This window comes from Caulobacter segnis (genome assembly GCF_019931575.1).
GTDB classification, from domain to species: domain Bacteria; phylum Pseudomonadota; class Alphaproteobacteria; order Caulobacterales; family Caulobacteraceae; genus Caulobacter; species Caulobacter segnis_C.
This window is the reverse complement of record NZ_CP082923.1, coordinates 66,972-80,442: the sequence shown is the minus strand read 5'-3', so window position 1 is coordinate 80,442 and position 13,471 is coordinate 66,972. Positions and strand designations below refer to the sequence as shown.

14 protein-coding genes and 1 tRNA gene are annotated in these 13,471 nt (G+C 71.1%); 7 read left to right on the top strand and 8 right to left on the bottom strand.

Going from position 1 to position 13,471, the window contains the following annotated elements; genetic code table 11:
- Positions 1 to 19: 19 nt before the first annotated feature.
- On the top strand, positions 20 to 2,221 hold the full coding sequence (locus tag K8940_RS00385) for a 3-hydroxyacyl-CoA dehydrogenase NAD-binding domain-containing protein (RefSeq protein WP_223392573.1): 2,202 nt from the start codon (positions 20 to 22) through the stop codon (positions 2,219 to 2,221).
- Positions 2,222 to 2,352: 131 nt separating this feature from the next.
- Positions 2,353 to 3,000, top strand: coding sequence for a hypothetical protein (locus tag K8940_RS00380; protein ID WP_223392572.1), 648 nt, complete (start codon positions 2,353 to 2,355; stop codon positions 2,998 to 3,000).
- A 9-nt stretch (positions 3,001 to 3,009) separates the two neighbouring features.
- Here K8940_RS00380 and K8940_RS00375 read toward each other — a convergent pair whose 3' ends face one another.
- From K8940_RS00375 to hemC, 6 genes are all read right to left on the bottom strand, one after another.
- Complete coding sequence (locus tag K8940_RS00375; RefSeq protein ID WP_223392571.1) at positions 3,010 to 3,318, bottom strand: hypothetical protein; 309 nt, start codon at positions 3,316 to 3,318, stop codon at positions 3,010 to 3,012.
- A 58-nt stretch (positions 3,319 to 3,376) separates the two neighbouring features.
- Positions 3,377 to 3,452, bottom strand: a tRNA-Thr gene (locus K8940_RS00370).
- A 40-nt stretch (positions 3,453 to 3,492) separates the two neighbouring features.
- Positions 3,493 to 5,037 (bottom strand): heme biosynthesis protein HemY, encoded by a 1,545-nt coding sequence (locus K8940_RS00365; protein WP_223392570.1) that lies wholly within the window; start codon positions 5,035 to 5,037, stop codon positions 3,493 to 3,495.
- The gene (locus K8940_RS00360) at positions 5,034 to 5,942 is read right to left on the bottom strand and encodes a COG4223 family protein (protein WP_223392569.1); all 909 of its coding nucleotides are present in this window, start codon (positions 5,940 to 5,942) and stop codon (positions 5,034 to 5,036) included. The genes K8940_RS00365 and K8940_RS00360 overlap by 4 nt, the downstream gene beginning before the upstream one ends.
- Before the next feature lie 43 nt (positions 5,943 to 5,985).
- On the bottom strand, positions 5,986 to 6,672 hold the full coding sequence (locus tag K8940_RS00355; RefSeq protein ID WP_223392568.1) for a uroporphyrinogen-III synthase: 687 nt from the start codon (positions 6,670 to 6,672) through the stop codon (positions 5,986 to 5,988).
- A 4-nt stretch (positions 6,673 to 6,676) separates the two neighbouring features.
- Positions 6,677 to 7,645, bottom strand: coding sequence for a hydroxymethylbilane synthase (gene hemC, locus K8940_RS00350; protein ID WP_223392567.1), 969 nt, complete (start codon positions 7,643 to 7,645; stop codon positions 6,677 to 6,679).
- Between the two features lie 72 nt (positions 7,646 to 7,717).
- Between hemC and tsaD the strand changes: the two genes are divergently transcribed.
- The 5 genes from tsaD to K8940_RS00325 all read left to right on the top strand — a co-directional run bounded on the left by tsaD (position 7,718) and on the right by K8940_RS00325 (position 12,446).
- Positions 7,718 to 8,836: a tRNA (adenosine(37)-N6)-threonylcarbamoyltransferase complex transferase subunit TsaD gene (gene tsaD, locus K8940_RS00345; protein WP_223392566.1), complete on the top strand. Its 1,119-nt coding sequence runs from the start codon at positions 7,718 to 7,720 to the stop codon at positions 8,834 to 8,836.
- Entirely contained in the window at positions 8,833 to 9,828 is a 996-nt protein-coding gene (locus K8940_RS00340) for an NAD(P)H-dependent glycerol-3-phosphate dehydrogenase (RefSeq protein WP_223392565.1), read from the top strand. The genes tsaD and K8940_RS00340 overlap by 4 nt, the downstream gene beginning before the upstream one ends.
- A 23-nt stretch (positions 9,829 to 9,851) precedes the next feature.
- Positions 9,852 to 10,139, top strand: a complete 288-nt coding sequence (locus K8940_RS00335) for a YciI family protein (RefSeq protein ID WP_223392564.1) — start codon at positions 9,852 to 9,854, stop codon at positions 10,137 to 10,139.
- Between the two features lie 15 nt (positions 10,140 to 10,154).
- Complete coding sequence (locus tag K8940_RS00330) at positions 10,155 to 10,520, top strand: Rieske (2Fe-2S) protein (protein WP_223392563.1); 366 nt, start codon at positions 10,155 to 10,157, stop codon at positions 10,518 to 10,520.
- Positions 10,521 to 10,649: 129 nt separating this feature from the next.
- On the top strand, positions 10,650 to 12,446 hold the full coding sequence (locus K8940_RS00325) for a methyl-accepting chemotaxis protein (RefSeq protein WP_223392562.1): 1,797 nt from the start codon (positions 10,650 to 10,652) through the stop codon (positions 12,444 to 12,446).
- Here K8940_RS00325 and moaC read toward each other — a convergent pair.
- Together moaC and moaB are read right to left on the bottom strand one after the other, a co-directional pair.
- Positions 12,443 to 12,910: a cyclic pyranopterin monophosphate synthase MoaC gene (moaC, locus tag K8940_RS00320; protein WP_223392561.1), complete on the bottom strand. Its 468-nt coding sequence runs from the start codon at positions 12,908 to 12,910 to the stop codon at positions 12,443 to 12,445. The genes K8940_RS00325 and moaC overlap by 4 nt on opposite strands.
- Positions 12,907 to 13,461: a molybdenum cofactor biosynthesis protein B gene (gene moaB, locus K8940_RS00315; protein WP_223392560.1), complete on the bottom strand. Its 555-nt coding sequence runs from the start codon at positions 13,459 to 13,461 to the stop codon at positions 12,907 to 12,909. The genes moaC and moaB overlap by 4 nt, the downstream gene beginning before the upstream one ends.
- Positions 13,462 to 13,471: the final 10 nt, after the last annotated feature.

Here is a 13,471-nt window from a genome sequence, read left to right as displayed (position 1 = left end):
GACTAAGGACCTGACTCCTATGGAAAACTTCAAGATCGAGGTCGATTCCGACGGCGTGGCCCTGGTCACCTTCGACGTGCCCGGCCGCTCGATGAACACCCTGACCGCTTCGGTCATCAAGGAAATCGGCGAGGTGGTCGAGACCATCAAGTCGGACGCGGCCATCAAGGGCGCGGTCATCACCTCGGGCAAGACGACCGGCTTCTGCGCCGGCGCCGACCTGGGCGAACTGGGCGGCAGCGGCGGTCTCGCCGGCGGCGCGGCGGGCGGTGAAGCGGGCCTGAAGGCCGCCTTCGACGCCGGCTTCGCCCTGAACAAGGCCTTCCGCGCCCTGGAAACCTGCGGCAAGCCGGTCGCCGCCGCGATCAATGGCCTGGCCATGGGCGGTGGTCTCGAGATCACCCTGGCCTGCCACTATCGCGTGGTCGCTGACAATCCGAAGATCCAGCTGGCCCTGCCGGAAGCCAAGGTCGGCCTGCTGCCGGGGGCCGGCGGCACCCAGCGCCTGCCGCGCCTGATGGGCGTGATGGCCGCCGCGCCGTACCTGCTGGAAGGCAAGTCGATGAAGCCGGCCGAGGCCCTGGCCAACAAGGTCGTGCACGAGGTCGTCCCGGCCGGGACCGAAGTCGAGGCCGCCAAGACCTGGGTCAAGACCAAGGGCGACCCGGTCGCGCCTTGGGACAAGAAGGACTTCAAGCTCCCCGGCGGCGGTCCCTACAGCCCGACCGGCAGCCAGGTCTTCATCATGGGCAACGCCATGCTGCGCAAGCAGACCTACGGCAACTATCCCGCCCAGCTGAACATCCTGAAGGCGGTCTATGAAGGCCTGCAGGTGCCGCTCGACGCGGCCATCCGCATCGAGACCCGCTACTTCCTGAAGACGATGATGTCGCCCCAGGCCAAGGGCATGATCCGCACCCTGTTCCTCAGCTTGCAAGAGCTGGGCAAGGGCTCGGGCCGTCCGGCCAACGTGCCGCCGTCGGAAGCCAAGAAGGTCGCCGTGCTGGGCGCCGGCATGATGGGCGCGGGCATCGCCTACGTCCAAGCCATGGCCGGCATCGAGACCGTCCTGATCGACCAGACCCAGGAAGCCGCCGACAAGGGCAAGGGCTATGCCGAAGGCCTGGTCAAGAAGGCCGTCTCGCGCGGCAAGCTGACGGCCGAGAAGGGCGAGGCCATCCTGGCGCTCATCCACCCGACCGCCGACTACGATCAGGTCAAGGGCAGCGACCTCGTCATCGAGGCCGTGTTCGAGAACCGTGAGGTCAAGGCCGGCGTGACCAAGCTGGCCGAGGCCCAGCTGGCCGAGGACGCCATCTTCGGCTCCAATACCTCGACCCTGCCGATCACCGGCCTGGCCAAGGCCTCGGTGCGTCCGAAGAACTTCATCGGCATCCACTTCTTCTCGCCGGTCGACAAGATGGGCCTGGTCGAGATCATCATGGGCGCGGAGACCAGCCAGGAAGCCCTGGCCAAGTCGATCGACTATGTCCTGAAGATCAAGAAGACGCCGATCGTCGTCAACGACAGCCGCGGCTTCTACACCTCGCGCTGCTTCGGCACCTTCGTGCAGGAAGGCCTGGAGATGCTGGCCGACGGCATCGCGCCGGCCATCATCGACAATGTTGGTCGCGCCACCGGCATGCCGCGCGGTCCGCTGGAGATGAACGACGACGTCGCCCTGGACCTTGGCTACAAGGTCACCCAGCAGACCAAGAAGGACCTCGGCGACAAGTTCGAGGACCGTCCGTTCGCCCCGATCATCGAGAAGATGGTGGTCGAACTGCAGCGCTTCGGCCGCAAGAACGGCAAGGGCTTCTATGACTATCCGGAGAATGGTCCCAAGACCCTGTGGAAGGGCCTCTCGGACCTGGCCCCGGTGAAGATCGCCGAGGCCGACCAGGCGCTGATCCAGGAGATCCGCACCCGGCTGCTGTACCGCCAGGCCGTCGAAGCCGCCCGCTGCTTCGAGGAAGGCGTCATCGTCGACCCGCGCGAGGCCGATGTCGGCGCCATCCTGGGCTGGGGTTTCGCGCCCTGGACCGGTGGCCCGATCAGCCTGATCGACGGCGTCGGCGCCAAGGCCTTCGTCGAGACCTGCGACCGCCTGGCCCAGCAGTACGGCAAGCGCTTCGCGCCGCCGGCCCTGCTGCGCGAGATGGCCGAAAAGGGTGAGACCTTCTACGGCCGCTTCGGCGTCAAGGCGAAGGCGGCGGCCTAACGGTCGCCCTTCATCGCTGAAACACGGAAAGGCCCGGCGGCGACGCCGGGCCTTTTTGTCGTCTCATACGGCCACGCTCGCGCCGTATCGCCGGCCTAACCCTGTCCGGCGCCGCAGCGCCTGGAGAGACCATGAGCACGGCGATCGCCATCGGAACCTGGCGACGGCCGACCTCACGGCGGGATCTGCGGCGCAACCTCGTGATCCTGGCGCTGGCGCTCGCCGCCCACGCCCTAGTGCTGCTGGGCCTGATCTCGGGCGCGCACTGGACGCCCCAGCTGGTCGAGCCGCCGGTCATTGAGGCCGAGCTTCTGGACGCGCCTTCGCCCCCCGCCGACACGCCGACGCCCGCGCCGATCACGCCGACCCATGTCCGCCCCAGCATGGCGGCCCCCTCGCCGCCACTCGCCAGCATCCCGGCCCCGGCGGTCGCCAAGCCTTCGGGCCCGCCAGCCATCGTGGTCCCGCCCGGTTTCACCGCCCGCAAGCTGGTCGAGCAGAGCGACCAGACCCGCGACAGCCTGCGCGAGAGCCTGGGCTGCCGGCACGAGAAGGTGGCGGGCCTGAACCGCGATCAGAAGGCCGCCTGCGCCGAGGCCGACGGCCAGCGCTCGCGCACCGCGCCGATGTACGCGGCCATCGATCCGGACAAGAAGGCCTTCTTCGACGGCGACTGCGCCAAGGACGACGAGTGGTGCCTCTACCGCGTCGGCAAGGGCCCCTATCCGGGCATCTTCGCCCTGGGCAAGAAGAAGAAGCGCAAGGGCTGGGACGACTAGTCGCTCGCCCTAGGACTTGCCGACGTTCATGCCCAGGGTCGGGCCGATCCCGTCGGGATGGTCGCCGAAATAGGAGCCGCCCCGATCACGGACCACCGCCTCCAGGCGATGCCGGAACGTATCGTCCAGCCGCAAGGTCGGCCCGTCCTCGGGATCCTCGCCCTCGTCCAGCGGGATCGACGCGGCGATGACCTGTCGCAGCCGCTCCCCGAACCGATCGTCATCAGCGCTGCCCGGCTCGGGCGGCGAGTCGAGGAAGGTCATGACCTCCTCGAGGGCGGTGTCATTGTCGACGGACCTGGGCGCGTGATCAGACATGCGAGATCCGAACGGAGCCCTGGCGCTTCAAGTTCCGAATTCAGAAAGAGAAGAGAAGTGGTGCCGCCTAGGTGACTCGAACACCTGACCTACGCATTACGAATGCGCCGCTCTACCGGCTGAGCTAAGGCGGCCCACGGACCCCGAAGCAGTTCCTCGGGGCGAAGGGAGCGCCTATTTAGCGGCGCGCGAGCCACTTGCCAAGCGCCGTCTTGCACCTGAATTGCGACGGGGCGCTGGACCGCCTTCCGGCGGGTCCGGAATCGGCGGCGCGTCGAACACGCCGGGGTCGTCCGGAATGGGCATCATGGCGCCGCCGGTCTCGGCCGCGCGGATGAACGGGGTCGACTCCGCATAGTCCGAATAGGCCGAGGGCAGCTCGGGCAGGTCGTTCATCGTCCGCTCGCGGCGCTCGTGGCGCGGATGGATCAGCTGGCCGGTCTCGCCGTAGCTGCCCACCAGCCGGGCCCAGTCCTCGCGCTGATAGGCGAAGGCGCGGCCCTCGGGGTCGAGATCGGACCAGTCGGGCTCCTGCGGGGCGTCGATGCCTCTGGCGATCCAGGCGCGAGCCTCGTCGGCCTCGCCATTGGCCGCCGCGACGCGGGCCATCAGGCCGGCGAAGCGGGCGGTCGGGGCGTCCTGGTCCAGCAGGCGGGCGGCGGCGCGGGCGGCGATGGGGTCGCCGCCGATCAGGGCGCTCTCGACCCGCAGCATGCGGCTCTCCCGCGCCTCGGGCTTCAGCGCGGCCAGGGCGGCCAGGCGCTGAGCGCGGGCCTTGGGCAGCTCGTTGGTCTTCAGGTCGCGATAGGCCAGCCACAGGGCCGGATGCGGCTCGGCCTTCCAGGCGCTCTCGATCAACTGACCGGCCTTGGCGGCCTTGCCGTCGTCGGCCAGCAGGCGGGCGGCCATGGCTACGCCGGGGGCGAAGTCGGGCTTCAGCTTCACCGACTGGGTGGCGAAGTCCAGCGCCTGGGCGCGGGCCTTGGGATCGGCCGACTCTTCCAGGCTGGCGGCGGAGGCGGCCAGCAGGGCCGCGCGGCTGCGCTCGGCCACGACCGGCGAGACGATCTTGCGCTCCAGGGCGCCTTGGACGAGATCCAGGGCGGCGGCCCAGTCCCCGACCTCCAGCCGCGCCTCCAGCAGGGCCCGCCAGGCCCAGCGGGCGGTGCGAGCCAGGCCGTAGGCGGTCTCGGCGTGGCGGACGGCCGTGAGCTTGTCACCCTCAGCCTGGGCCGCCTGCATCAGGCCGCGCAGACCAGCCAGACGCATCTCCGGAAAGCCCAGCATGGCGTTGTAGGCGCTCTTAGCCGCGCCCCGATCGCCGGCGGCCTCGGCGGCCTGGGCGGCGAGCACCCGGACCAGGGCCGGCGCGTCCTCGGCCAGCTCCGCCGACTTCTGGGCCAGGCGGCGAGCCTCGGAGCCGTCGCCGGCGGCGACCGCCAGGAAGCCGCGCGACAGGGCCTCGATCGCCTGCTTGCGCTTGGCCTCGGCCCGCGCGCGGGCGGCGCGGCGCGGGGCCTCGACGATCCAGATCACGCCCCGCCAGACCAGGGTGAACAGCAGGGCCGAGAACAGGGTCAGCAGGGCGGCGGCGGCGGCCGTCATCTCGATGCGCCAGCCCATCCATTCCAAAGCGGCGCGACCGGGCTCGCCCGTCAGGGCCAGGACGCTGACGGCGACGGCCGCGACCAGAAAGAGGGCGAAGGCGACGCGGGTCATGGCGCGACCTGGGGCGCGACCACCTGGGGCGCGGTGCGCGAGACGCGCGACAGGCCGGCCAGGGCGTCGGCGCGGATGGCGGCGACGTGGCGGTCGATCTCGATGCGCCGGTTCGCGGCGTTGAACCAGGGCGCCAGGACCTCGCGCGCGGTGTCGGGCAGCGAATCCAGCGCCTGGACCGCGCCCTCGACGTCGCCGTCGTCCAGCAGGGCCTGGGCGCGGGCCAGCATGGCGTCGGGCGTCGAGCCCGTAGTCGAGCCGACGTGGCGGATCGAGACGATCCTGGAGAGGGCGTAGCGGATTCGCGAAAACAGGTCGGCTTCCGGCCCCGGATCACGCGCGGCGCTGGCCGCGCGGCCGGCCAGGTTGACGAACTGCACGGCCAGGCCCGCTCGCGTCGGCGCCCCGCGCTGGGACAGGGTCTCCAGCGCCCGCAGGTCCGGCGAGGGCGGCAGGACGCGTTGCAGACCCGCCAGTTCCTGGTCGAACGGACGCGAGGTGTCTGCGGTCTCGGCCAGGGCCGACACGGCCAGGGCGGCGGTGGCGGCGTCCGTCACGCCCTTCTGGCTGCTTTCCAGCGCGCTGATTCGGCCGTCCAGGCGCTCGACATCGGCGGCCGGCGGGGCTTCGGCGGTCTCGCCGCGCTCGACCGGCAGAGCCGAGCCCGTGGCGACGCGGTCGGCGACCGAACGCGGGCTGGGCGTGGCCGAGATCGCGCCTGCGACGGGACGGGCCTTCGGCGCGAAAAGGGTCGGGCCGTAGTGGGCGACGGCGGCCCCCAGGCCGATGCACAGCACGCAGAGCAACAGCCAGATCCAGACGCCCGGTCCCATCACTCGTCGGCGGGCGTAGAGCGCCGGATCGCTGGGCGCGACGATTTCAGCGGGATCGGGAGCGGCGTTCATGGTCCATTCGTGCCCCACGCCGCCGCGCTTCGCAACGCCGTGCTTAGCCGTTGAGCAGATCCAGCAGCGCGGATTCGTCCGGACGCGGCGCGCAGGCCACAGACCCGGGTTCGACGAAACCGGCCAGGGGCGAGGCGACCGCCTCGGATAGGCACAGAACGCGCAGGCCTGGCGTGCTTCTGCCATCCAGGAGCTTCGCCAGGGCTCGGCCGGCGCGCGGCGAGTGGAGAAGCACCGTGAGCGGAGCGCCGAGGCGCGCCAGCATCTCGGCCGAAGGGAGCCGCTCGATCGTCTCGTAGACGCTCACGCCCCTCGCCATCACGCCACGACCGCGCAGCATGCCGACGAGGTCGCCCGCAGGCTCCCTGGCCCCGGCCCAGAGCACCGGCCCCGGGGCTCCGGCGGCGATCAGGTCGCACAGGTCCTCGACGTCGCCGTCGGCGCTGGAGACGCTGACGAAGCCGGCGTCCTGGGCCGCCTTGGCCGTCGCCCGTCCCACGGCGAAGACCGGCGGGCTCCGCTCGGCCGACAGTCGCACGAAGGCCTCGACGCCATTGGCGCTGGTGAAGGCCAGGGCCGCGACGTGGGAGAGGTCGAGTTCGGCGTCCAGGAACGCGACCGCCAGCAGCGGCTCGATGATCGGCGTGAAGCCCAGGGCCGCGACGCGCTCGGCCGTGGCCAGGGCGCCGGGGCGGGCGCGGGTGATCCAGACCGGCGCGCCCTCGTCCATGACCCTATTCCGGCAACAGGATCGCGTCGCCGCCCTCGGCCCGCACCTCGGCGCCGAGCTTCAAGCCCAGGGCCCGGGCCTCGGTCACGTCGTCGGCGCCGGTCAGCGTCACCTCGCCCTGACGGCGGAAGCGCTGCGCACCGTTCGGGGTCAGGGCCTCAACGATCATGGAGAGCCGCGCGCCGTCCAGCACCGCGCGGGCGCCGATGGCCGTGCGGCACGAACCTTCCAGGGCGAACAGAGCCCCGCGCTCGGCGGCCACGGCGATGGTGGTCTCGCGGCAGCGGACGGCGTCCAGCCACGGAGCGTTCACGTCCTCGGCGCGGGTTTCGATGACCAGCGCGCCCTGACCTGGCGCCGGCGGCGCAGCGTCGGGATCCAGCCAGCTTCTGGTCAGATGACCCAGGCCCAGGCGGTTCAGGCCCGACTGAGCCAGCAGGATGGCGTCTGCCTCGCCGCGCTCCAGCTTGGCCAGCCGGGTGTCGACATTGCCGCGCAGCATGACGATCTCGAGGTCGGGCCGCACATGGAGAGCCTGGGCCTGGCGACGCAGGCTGGCGGTGCCCAGGCGCGCGCCCTTGGGCAGGTCCTCCAGCCGCTCGCACACATGGCTGATGAAGGCGTCGCGCGGATCCTCGCGCTCGGGCGTGGCGGCCAGCACCAGGCCCGGCGGCAGTTCGGCCGGCATGTCCTTCAGCGAGTGGACGGCGCAATCGATGCGGCCGTCCAGCAGGGCTTCCTCGATCTCCTTGGTGAAGAGGCCCTTGCCGCCGATCTCCATCAGGCGGCGGTCCTGGATGCGGTCGCCGCTGGTGACGATCGGGATCAGGGGCGCGGCGGCCTCGATTTCTTCCCTGCTGGCCCCGACCGGAACCCCCAGGGCGGCGGCGATACGGGCCTGCATAAGGCCCGATTGCGCCAGGGAGAGCTTGGAGCCGCGCGCGCCAATGCGGATGGGAGGTTGCCGGGACACGGTCGGAACGTTACCTGCGGTGATGAAATTCCGTCTTCGCTGCTACAGGAGCGGCGGGAAGCCCGCAACCGAATGACCGTCCCTACGTATTTTGGCCCTACGCAATCCGCCCTGGTGGTCCTCGGCCTGGAGACCAGCTGCGACGAGACCGCGGCATCGGTCGTGCGCCGCGACCGGGACGGAACGGTCACGGTGCTGTCCTCGGTCATCGGCACCCAGTTCGAGCAGCATGCCCCGTTCGGCGGCGTGGTGCCCGAGATCGCCGCCCGCGCCCATGTGGAATCCATCGACGCCATCGCCGCCGAAGCCATCCGCGCCTCGGGCGTCGGCTTCGACGGCCTGGATGGCGTGGCCGCCACGGCCGGCCCTGGCCTGGTCGGCGGGGTGATGGTCGGCCTGGCGTTCGGCAAGGCCGTGTCGCTGGCCCGCGGCGTGCCGCTAGTGGCGGTGAACCATCTGGAAGGCCACGCGGTCTCGGCCCGCCTGGGCGCCGACATCGCCTATCCCTTCCTGCTGCTGCTGGTCTCCGGCGGTCATTGCCAGTTGCTGGAAGTGGCCGGAGTCGGCGCCTGCAAGCGCCTGGGCACCACGATCGACGATGCGGCCGGCGAGGCCTTCGACAAGATCGCCAAGTCCCTGGGCCTGCCCTATCCGGGCGGCCCGGCCCTCGAGAAGCTGGCGGTCGGCGGCGACGCGAGCCGCTACACGCTGCCGCGCGCCCTCCTAGGCCGCAAGGACTGCGACTTCTCGTTCTCAGGCCTGAAGACCGCCGCCGCGCGGATCGCCGAGACCCTGACCACCGACGACGAGCGCCGCGACCTGGCCGCCGGAGTCCAGGCCGCCATCGCGCGCCAGCTCTCCGAGCGGGTCGATCGGGCGATGAAGCTCTACAAGGAAAGCCACGCCTCGGACGATCTGCGCTTCGTCGTCGCCGGCGGCGTGGCCGCCAATGGCGCGGTGCGGGCAGCCCTGCTGGCCGACTGCGAGAAGAACGGTTTTTCCTTCGCCGCCCCGCCGCTGGCCTATTGCACCGACAACGCCGCCATGATCGCCCTGGCCGGGGCCGAGCGGCTGGCCCTGGGGATTTCCGACGACCTCGACGCCGTCGCCCGTCCGCGCTGGCCGCTGGACGAAGCCGCGGCGCTGGCCAACCCCGCCAACGCATACGGCCGCAAGGGAGCCAAGGCATGAGCTTTCAGCACGCAGGCGTGATCGGCGGGGGCGCTTGGGGCACGGCCCTGGCCCAGGTCTGCGCCCGGGCCGGTCTCCAGGTCACCCTCCAGGCCCGCGAGCCCGAGGTCGTGGCCTCGGTCAACGACGGCCACGAGAATACGCTGTTCCTGCCCGGCGTCGCCCTGGAGCCTGGGATCAAGGCGGTTCCGGATCTGGCCGGCCTGGCCGACTGCGACCTGATCCTGGCCGTCGCCCCGGCCCAGCACCTGCGGGCGGCCCTGACCGCCTTCGCCCCGCACCACAAGGCCGGCGCGCCGATCGTGCTGTGCTCGAAAGGCGTCGAGCAGGGCTCGTTGAAGCTGATGACCGAGGTGGCGGCCGAGAGCCTGCCGGGCGCGCCGATCGCGGTGCTGTCGGGACCCAGCTTCGCCGGCGAAGTGGCCCGCAACCTGCCCGCCGCCGTCACCCTGGCCTGCGCGGACGAGGCCCTGGGCCGCGCCATCGCCGAGGCCATCGCCATCCCGACCTTCCGGCCCTACACGGCCAGCGACCTGATCGGGGCCGAGGCCGGCGGGGCGGTTAAGAACGTCCTGGCCATCGCCTGCGGCATCGTCGAGGGCAAGGGCCTGGGCCGCAACGCCCACGCCACGGTGATCACCCGCGGCTTCGCCGAACTGACCCGCCTGGCCGTCGCCCTGGGCGCCAAGCCCGAGACCGTTGTCGGCCTGTGCGGCCTCGGCGATCTGGTGCTGACCTGCTCCAGCCCGCAGTCGCGCAACATGAGCGTCGGCCTGGCCTTGGGCCAGGGCCTGACCCTGGAGCAGGCCCTGGCCGGCAAGGTCTCGGTGGCCGAAGGCGTCGCCTCAGCCCCCGCTGTCCGCGCCCTGGCCCGCAAGGTGGGCGTCGAGGCGCCGATCAGCGAGGCCGTCGCCGCCATCCTGGCCGGCGAGGTCGAGGTCGACGCCGCCATCGCCAGGCTGCTGTCGCGCCCCCTGAAGTCCGAAGTTTGAAAGTCAGCCAGCAAGGACCCCGCATGGCCCTCTTCGTCATCGTCTGCAAGGACAAGCCCGGCGCGCTCGAGACCCGCCTGGCCACCCGCCCGGTTCACCTGGACTATCTGAACGCCTCGGGCCTGGTGAAGGCCGCCGGCCCCCTGTTGGACGAGGCCGGAAGCCCGATCGGCTCGCTGCTGATCATCGAGGCCGAGGACAAGGCCGCCGTCCAGGCCCTGGCCGACAACGATCCCTACACCCTGGCCGGCCTGTTCGAGAGCGTCGAGATCCAGGGCTGGCGCGTCGGCGTCGGCTCGATCAACGGCTGAGCTCAAGGCTGCATCGTGCGCACGGACCCGGACAACCCCGCCCGCCCCGCGCCCGGGACGGTGCTCTGCGCGCTGGACGAGGTCCCCTCGCCCGGCTCGAAGGGTTTCCGCTGGCGCGAGGGCGACGCGATGTTCGCCGGGTTCGTGGTCCGCAAGGACGAACTGGTGGTCGGCTATCTGGACAGCTGCCCGCACGCCGGCTGGCCGCTGGCCGGGTTCGCCGGCCGCTACCTGACCCGCGAGAACGACCTGATCCTGTGCGCCGGCCACGCGGCCCTGTTCAAGATCGAGGACGGAGCCTGCGTCGCCGGCCCCTGTCCCGGCGACAAGCTGTTCCCCTGGCCCGTCGAGGTCCGCGACGGCCAGATCGTCGTCGCCTAGAGCCTCGGCCCGGGCGGCGCGCGACGTTATGTCGCCCGGCTGACGCGGTCACGGTTAAGAGCCGTTAGACACCTCCCCCGGCATCCTTCCCCCCGAGATTTGCGGCGGGCCGCGCGGGGAGAGATCGACATGGCGTCCTTGGGTCAGAAGGTCATGGGAGCGGCCGCTGGCGCGGCGCTGCTGTGCGCGGCCACGGCCGGCACGGGCTTGTGGGTGGCGGTGAGCCTCGACAACGCCCTGACCCGCGCCGAGGATTCGGCCAAGATCCTTCGCCTGCACATGCACGCCGACATGATGCACGACGCCCTGCGCGCCGACGTCATGGGCGCGATCATGTCCGCCGACCCCTCCCTTGGCGTCGATCTGAAGACCGTGCGCGCGGACCTCGCCGAACACACCCAGGCCTTCAAGGACGACATCGCCTCCAGCGGCAAGCTGGCCGAAGACCCCTCGGTCAAGTCCGCCCTCGCCGAGGTCGAAGCGCCGCTGACCACCTATATCGCGGCCGCCGGCCATATCGGCGCGATCGCCGACACCGACCCGGCCGGGGCCCGCGGCAAACTGCCGGACTTCGCCAAGCAGTTCTCGGCGCTCGAGGACAGGATGGAGGGCGCCTCGGTCAAGATCGAGGCCGCCGCCACCCGCGACGCCAACACCGCCAAGTCGCTGGGCCTCCTGGGCCAGGTGTTGATGGGCGCCCTGCTGCTGACCGCCGCCGCCTTCGCCGCCGTGCTGATGTTCGCCGCCCAGAAGGGCCTGGTCGCGCCGTTGGTCGAGATCACCCGCGCCCTGCGCCGCCTGTCGGCCGGTGACCTCTCGGTCGTGCTGCCCAAGAAGCGCGGCGAGGACGAGATCGGCCAGATGACCGACGCCCTGCGGACCTTCCATGAGACGGTCGAAGCGCGCCGCAAGGAGCTGGAGGCCGCCGACGTCCGCGACGCCCTGGAGATCGAACGCCGCGAGGCCGAGACGCGCCGCGACGAGGCCGAGGCCACCCAGAAGGCCGTCGTCGACAGCCTGGCCCAGGCCCTGAAGTCGATGTCCGAGGGCGACCTCTCCCACCGGCTGGAACGCCCCTTCCCGGCCGGCTACGAGAAGCTGCGAGTCGACTTCAATGTCGCGGTCGAGAAGCTGTCCGGCGTCATCGCCGCCTCGCTGGAGGCCGTGAAGGCGATCCACGGCGGCACGGCCGAGATCACCGATGCCGCCGACGACCTGTCGGGCCGCACCGAACGCCAGGCCGCCAGCCTGGAAGAGGCCGTGGCCGCCCTCGACGAGATCACCAGCACCGTGCGCGTCACCGCCGAGGGCGCCAGCCGCGCCCGCCAGGTCGTCGAGCGCGCACGCAGCGCCGCCAACGCCTCGGGCTCGATCGTCAGTCAGGCCGTCGAGGCCATGGGCGCCATCGAGAAGTCCTCGGCCCAGATCGGCCAGATCATCGGCGTCATCGACGAGATCGCCTTCCAGACCAACCTCCTGGCTCTTAATGCGGGCGTCGAGGCGGCTCGGGCCGGTGAAGCGGGTCGCGGCTTCGCGGTCGTCGCCCAGGAAGTCCGCGCCCTGGCCCAGCGCTCGGCCGAGGCCGCCCGCGAGATCAAGACCCTGATCAGCACCAGCACGGTCGAGGTCGGACAGGGCGTCGAATATGTCGGCAAGGCCGGCGAGGCCCTGCGCGCCATCGCCAGCGAGGTCGACCAGATCGACGGCCTGGTCGGCGAGATGGCCGCCTCGACCCAGGAACAGGCGCGCGGCCTGGCCGAGGTCAACACGACCATGAACCAGATGGATCAGGTCACCCAGCGCAACGCCGCCATGGTCGAGGAGACCACCGCCGCCAGCCACGCCCTGGCCCAGGAGGCCACGCGCCTGGCCCAGCGGATGGGCGAGCTGCGGATCGGCGGCGAGGCCCAGCGCCGAGCGGCTTAAGCCTTCCAGTCCCCCGACTTGCCGCCGGTCTTCTCCAGGAGCCGGACGGCCTCGATGACCATGCCCTTCTCGGCGGCCTTGAGCATGTCGTAGATCGTCAGGCAGGCCACCGAGGCGGCGGTCAGCGCCTCCATCTCGACCCCGGTCGGACCTGTTGTCTTGACCCGCGCGGTGACCGCGAGGCCGCCCTCGGCCGGCTCGACCTCGACGACCACCTTGGACAGCGCCAGCGGGTGGCATAGCGGGATCAGGTCGGACGTCTTCTTGGCGGCCATGACGCCGGCCAGTTCCGCCACGGCGCGGACGTCGCCCTTGCGGCCCGAGCCCGATACGGCCAGGGCCAGGGTGTCGGGGCTCATCCGCACGAAGCCCGTGGCGACCGCCTCGCGGGCCGTCGCCGGCTTGTCCGAGACGTCGACCATACGGGCCCGGCCCTCGTCGTCGATGTGCGTGAGCTTGCTCACCGTTCCAGAAGCCTCGGCATCAGCTCGACCATGTTGCAGGGCTTGTGGCGGCTGTCGAGCTGGGCGGCGATCACCTTGTCCCAGCCATCCTTCACCGCCCCGTTGCTGCCCGGCAGGCAGAAGACGAAGACGCCGTCGATCAGTCCCGCCGTCGCCCGCGACTGCAGGGTCGAGAGACCCACCGAGGCGTAGGAGACCAAGTGGAAGACCACCGAGAAGCCGTCGATCTTCTTGTCGAACAGCGGCTCCAGCGCCTCGACCGTGACGTCGCGGCCGGTCAGACCGGTGCCGCCGGTGGTGACGATTGCGTCGACGGCCTTGCTGTCGATCCAGTCGCGGACCTGTTGGCGGATCTTCTCGACGTCATCACGGATCACGGCGCGACCGGCCAGCTCGTGGCCGGCGTCGCGGACACGGTCGATCAGCAGCTGGCCCGAGGTGTCGGTGCTTTCGTCACGGGTGTCGGAGACGGTGAGGATCGCGATGCGCACCGGCTTGAACGGCAGCTCCAACTTGATCCCGCCGCCCGGCTTCAGGCCCGTTTCCGACATGGCGCTCTCC

Coding starts and splice junctions, on each gene's coding strand:
- K8940_RS00385 (WP_223392573.1), top strand. CDS start 20: ATGGAAAACTTCAAGATCGAGGTCGATTCCGACGGCGTGGCCCTGGTC.
- K8940_RS00380 (WP_223392572.1), top strand. CDS start 2,353: ATGAGCACGGCGATCGCCATCGGAACCTGGCGACGGCCGACCTCACGG.
- K8940_RS00375 (WP_223392571.1), bottom strand. CDS start 3,318: ATGTCTGATCACGCGCCCAGGTCCGTCGACAATGACACCGCCCTCGAG.
- K8940_RS00365 (WP_223392570.1), bottom strand. CDS start 5,037: ATGACCCGCGTCGCCTTCGCCCTCTTTCTGGTCGCGGCCGTCGCCGTC.
- K8940_RS00360 (WP_223392569.1), bottom strand. CDS start 5,942: ATGAACGCCGCTCCCGATCCCGCTGAAATCGTCGCGCCCAGCGATCCG.
- K8940_RS00355 (WP_223392568.1), bottom strand. CDS start 6,672: ATGGACGAGGGCGCGCCGGTCTGGATCACCCGCGCCCGCCCCGGCGCC.
- tsaD (WP_223392566.1), top strand. CDS start 7,718: ATGACCGTCCCTACGTATTTTGGCCCTACGCAATCCGCCCTGGTGGTC.
- K8940_RS00340 (WP_223392565.1), top strand. CDS start 8,833: ATGAGCTTTCAGCACGCAGGCGTGATCGGCGGGGGCGCTTGGGGCACG.
- K8940_RS00335 (WP_223392564.1), top strand. CDS start 9,852: ATGGCCCTCTTCGTCATCGTCTGCAAGGACAAGCCCGGCGCGCTCGAG.
- K8940_RS00325 (WP_223392562.1), top strand. CDS start 10,650: ATGGCGTCCTTGGGTCAGAAGGTCATGGGAGCGGCCGCTGGCGCGGCG.
- moaB (WP_223392560.1), bottom strand. CDS start 13,461: ATGTCGGAAACGGGCCTGAAGCCGGGCGGCGGGATCAAGTTGGAGCTG.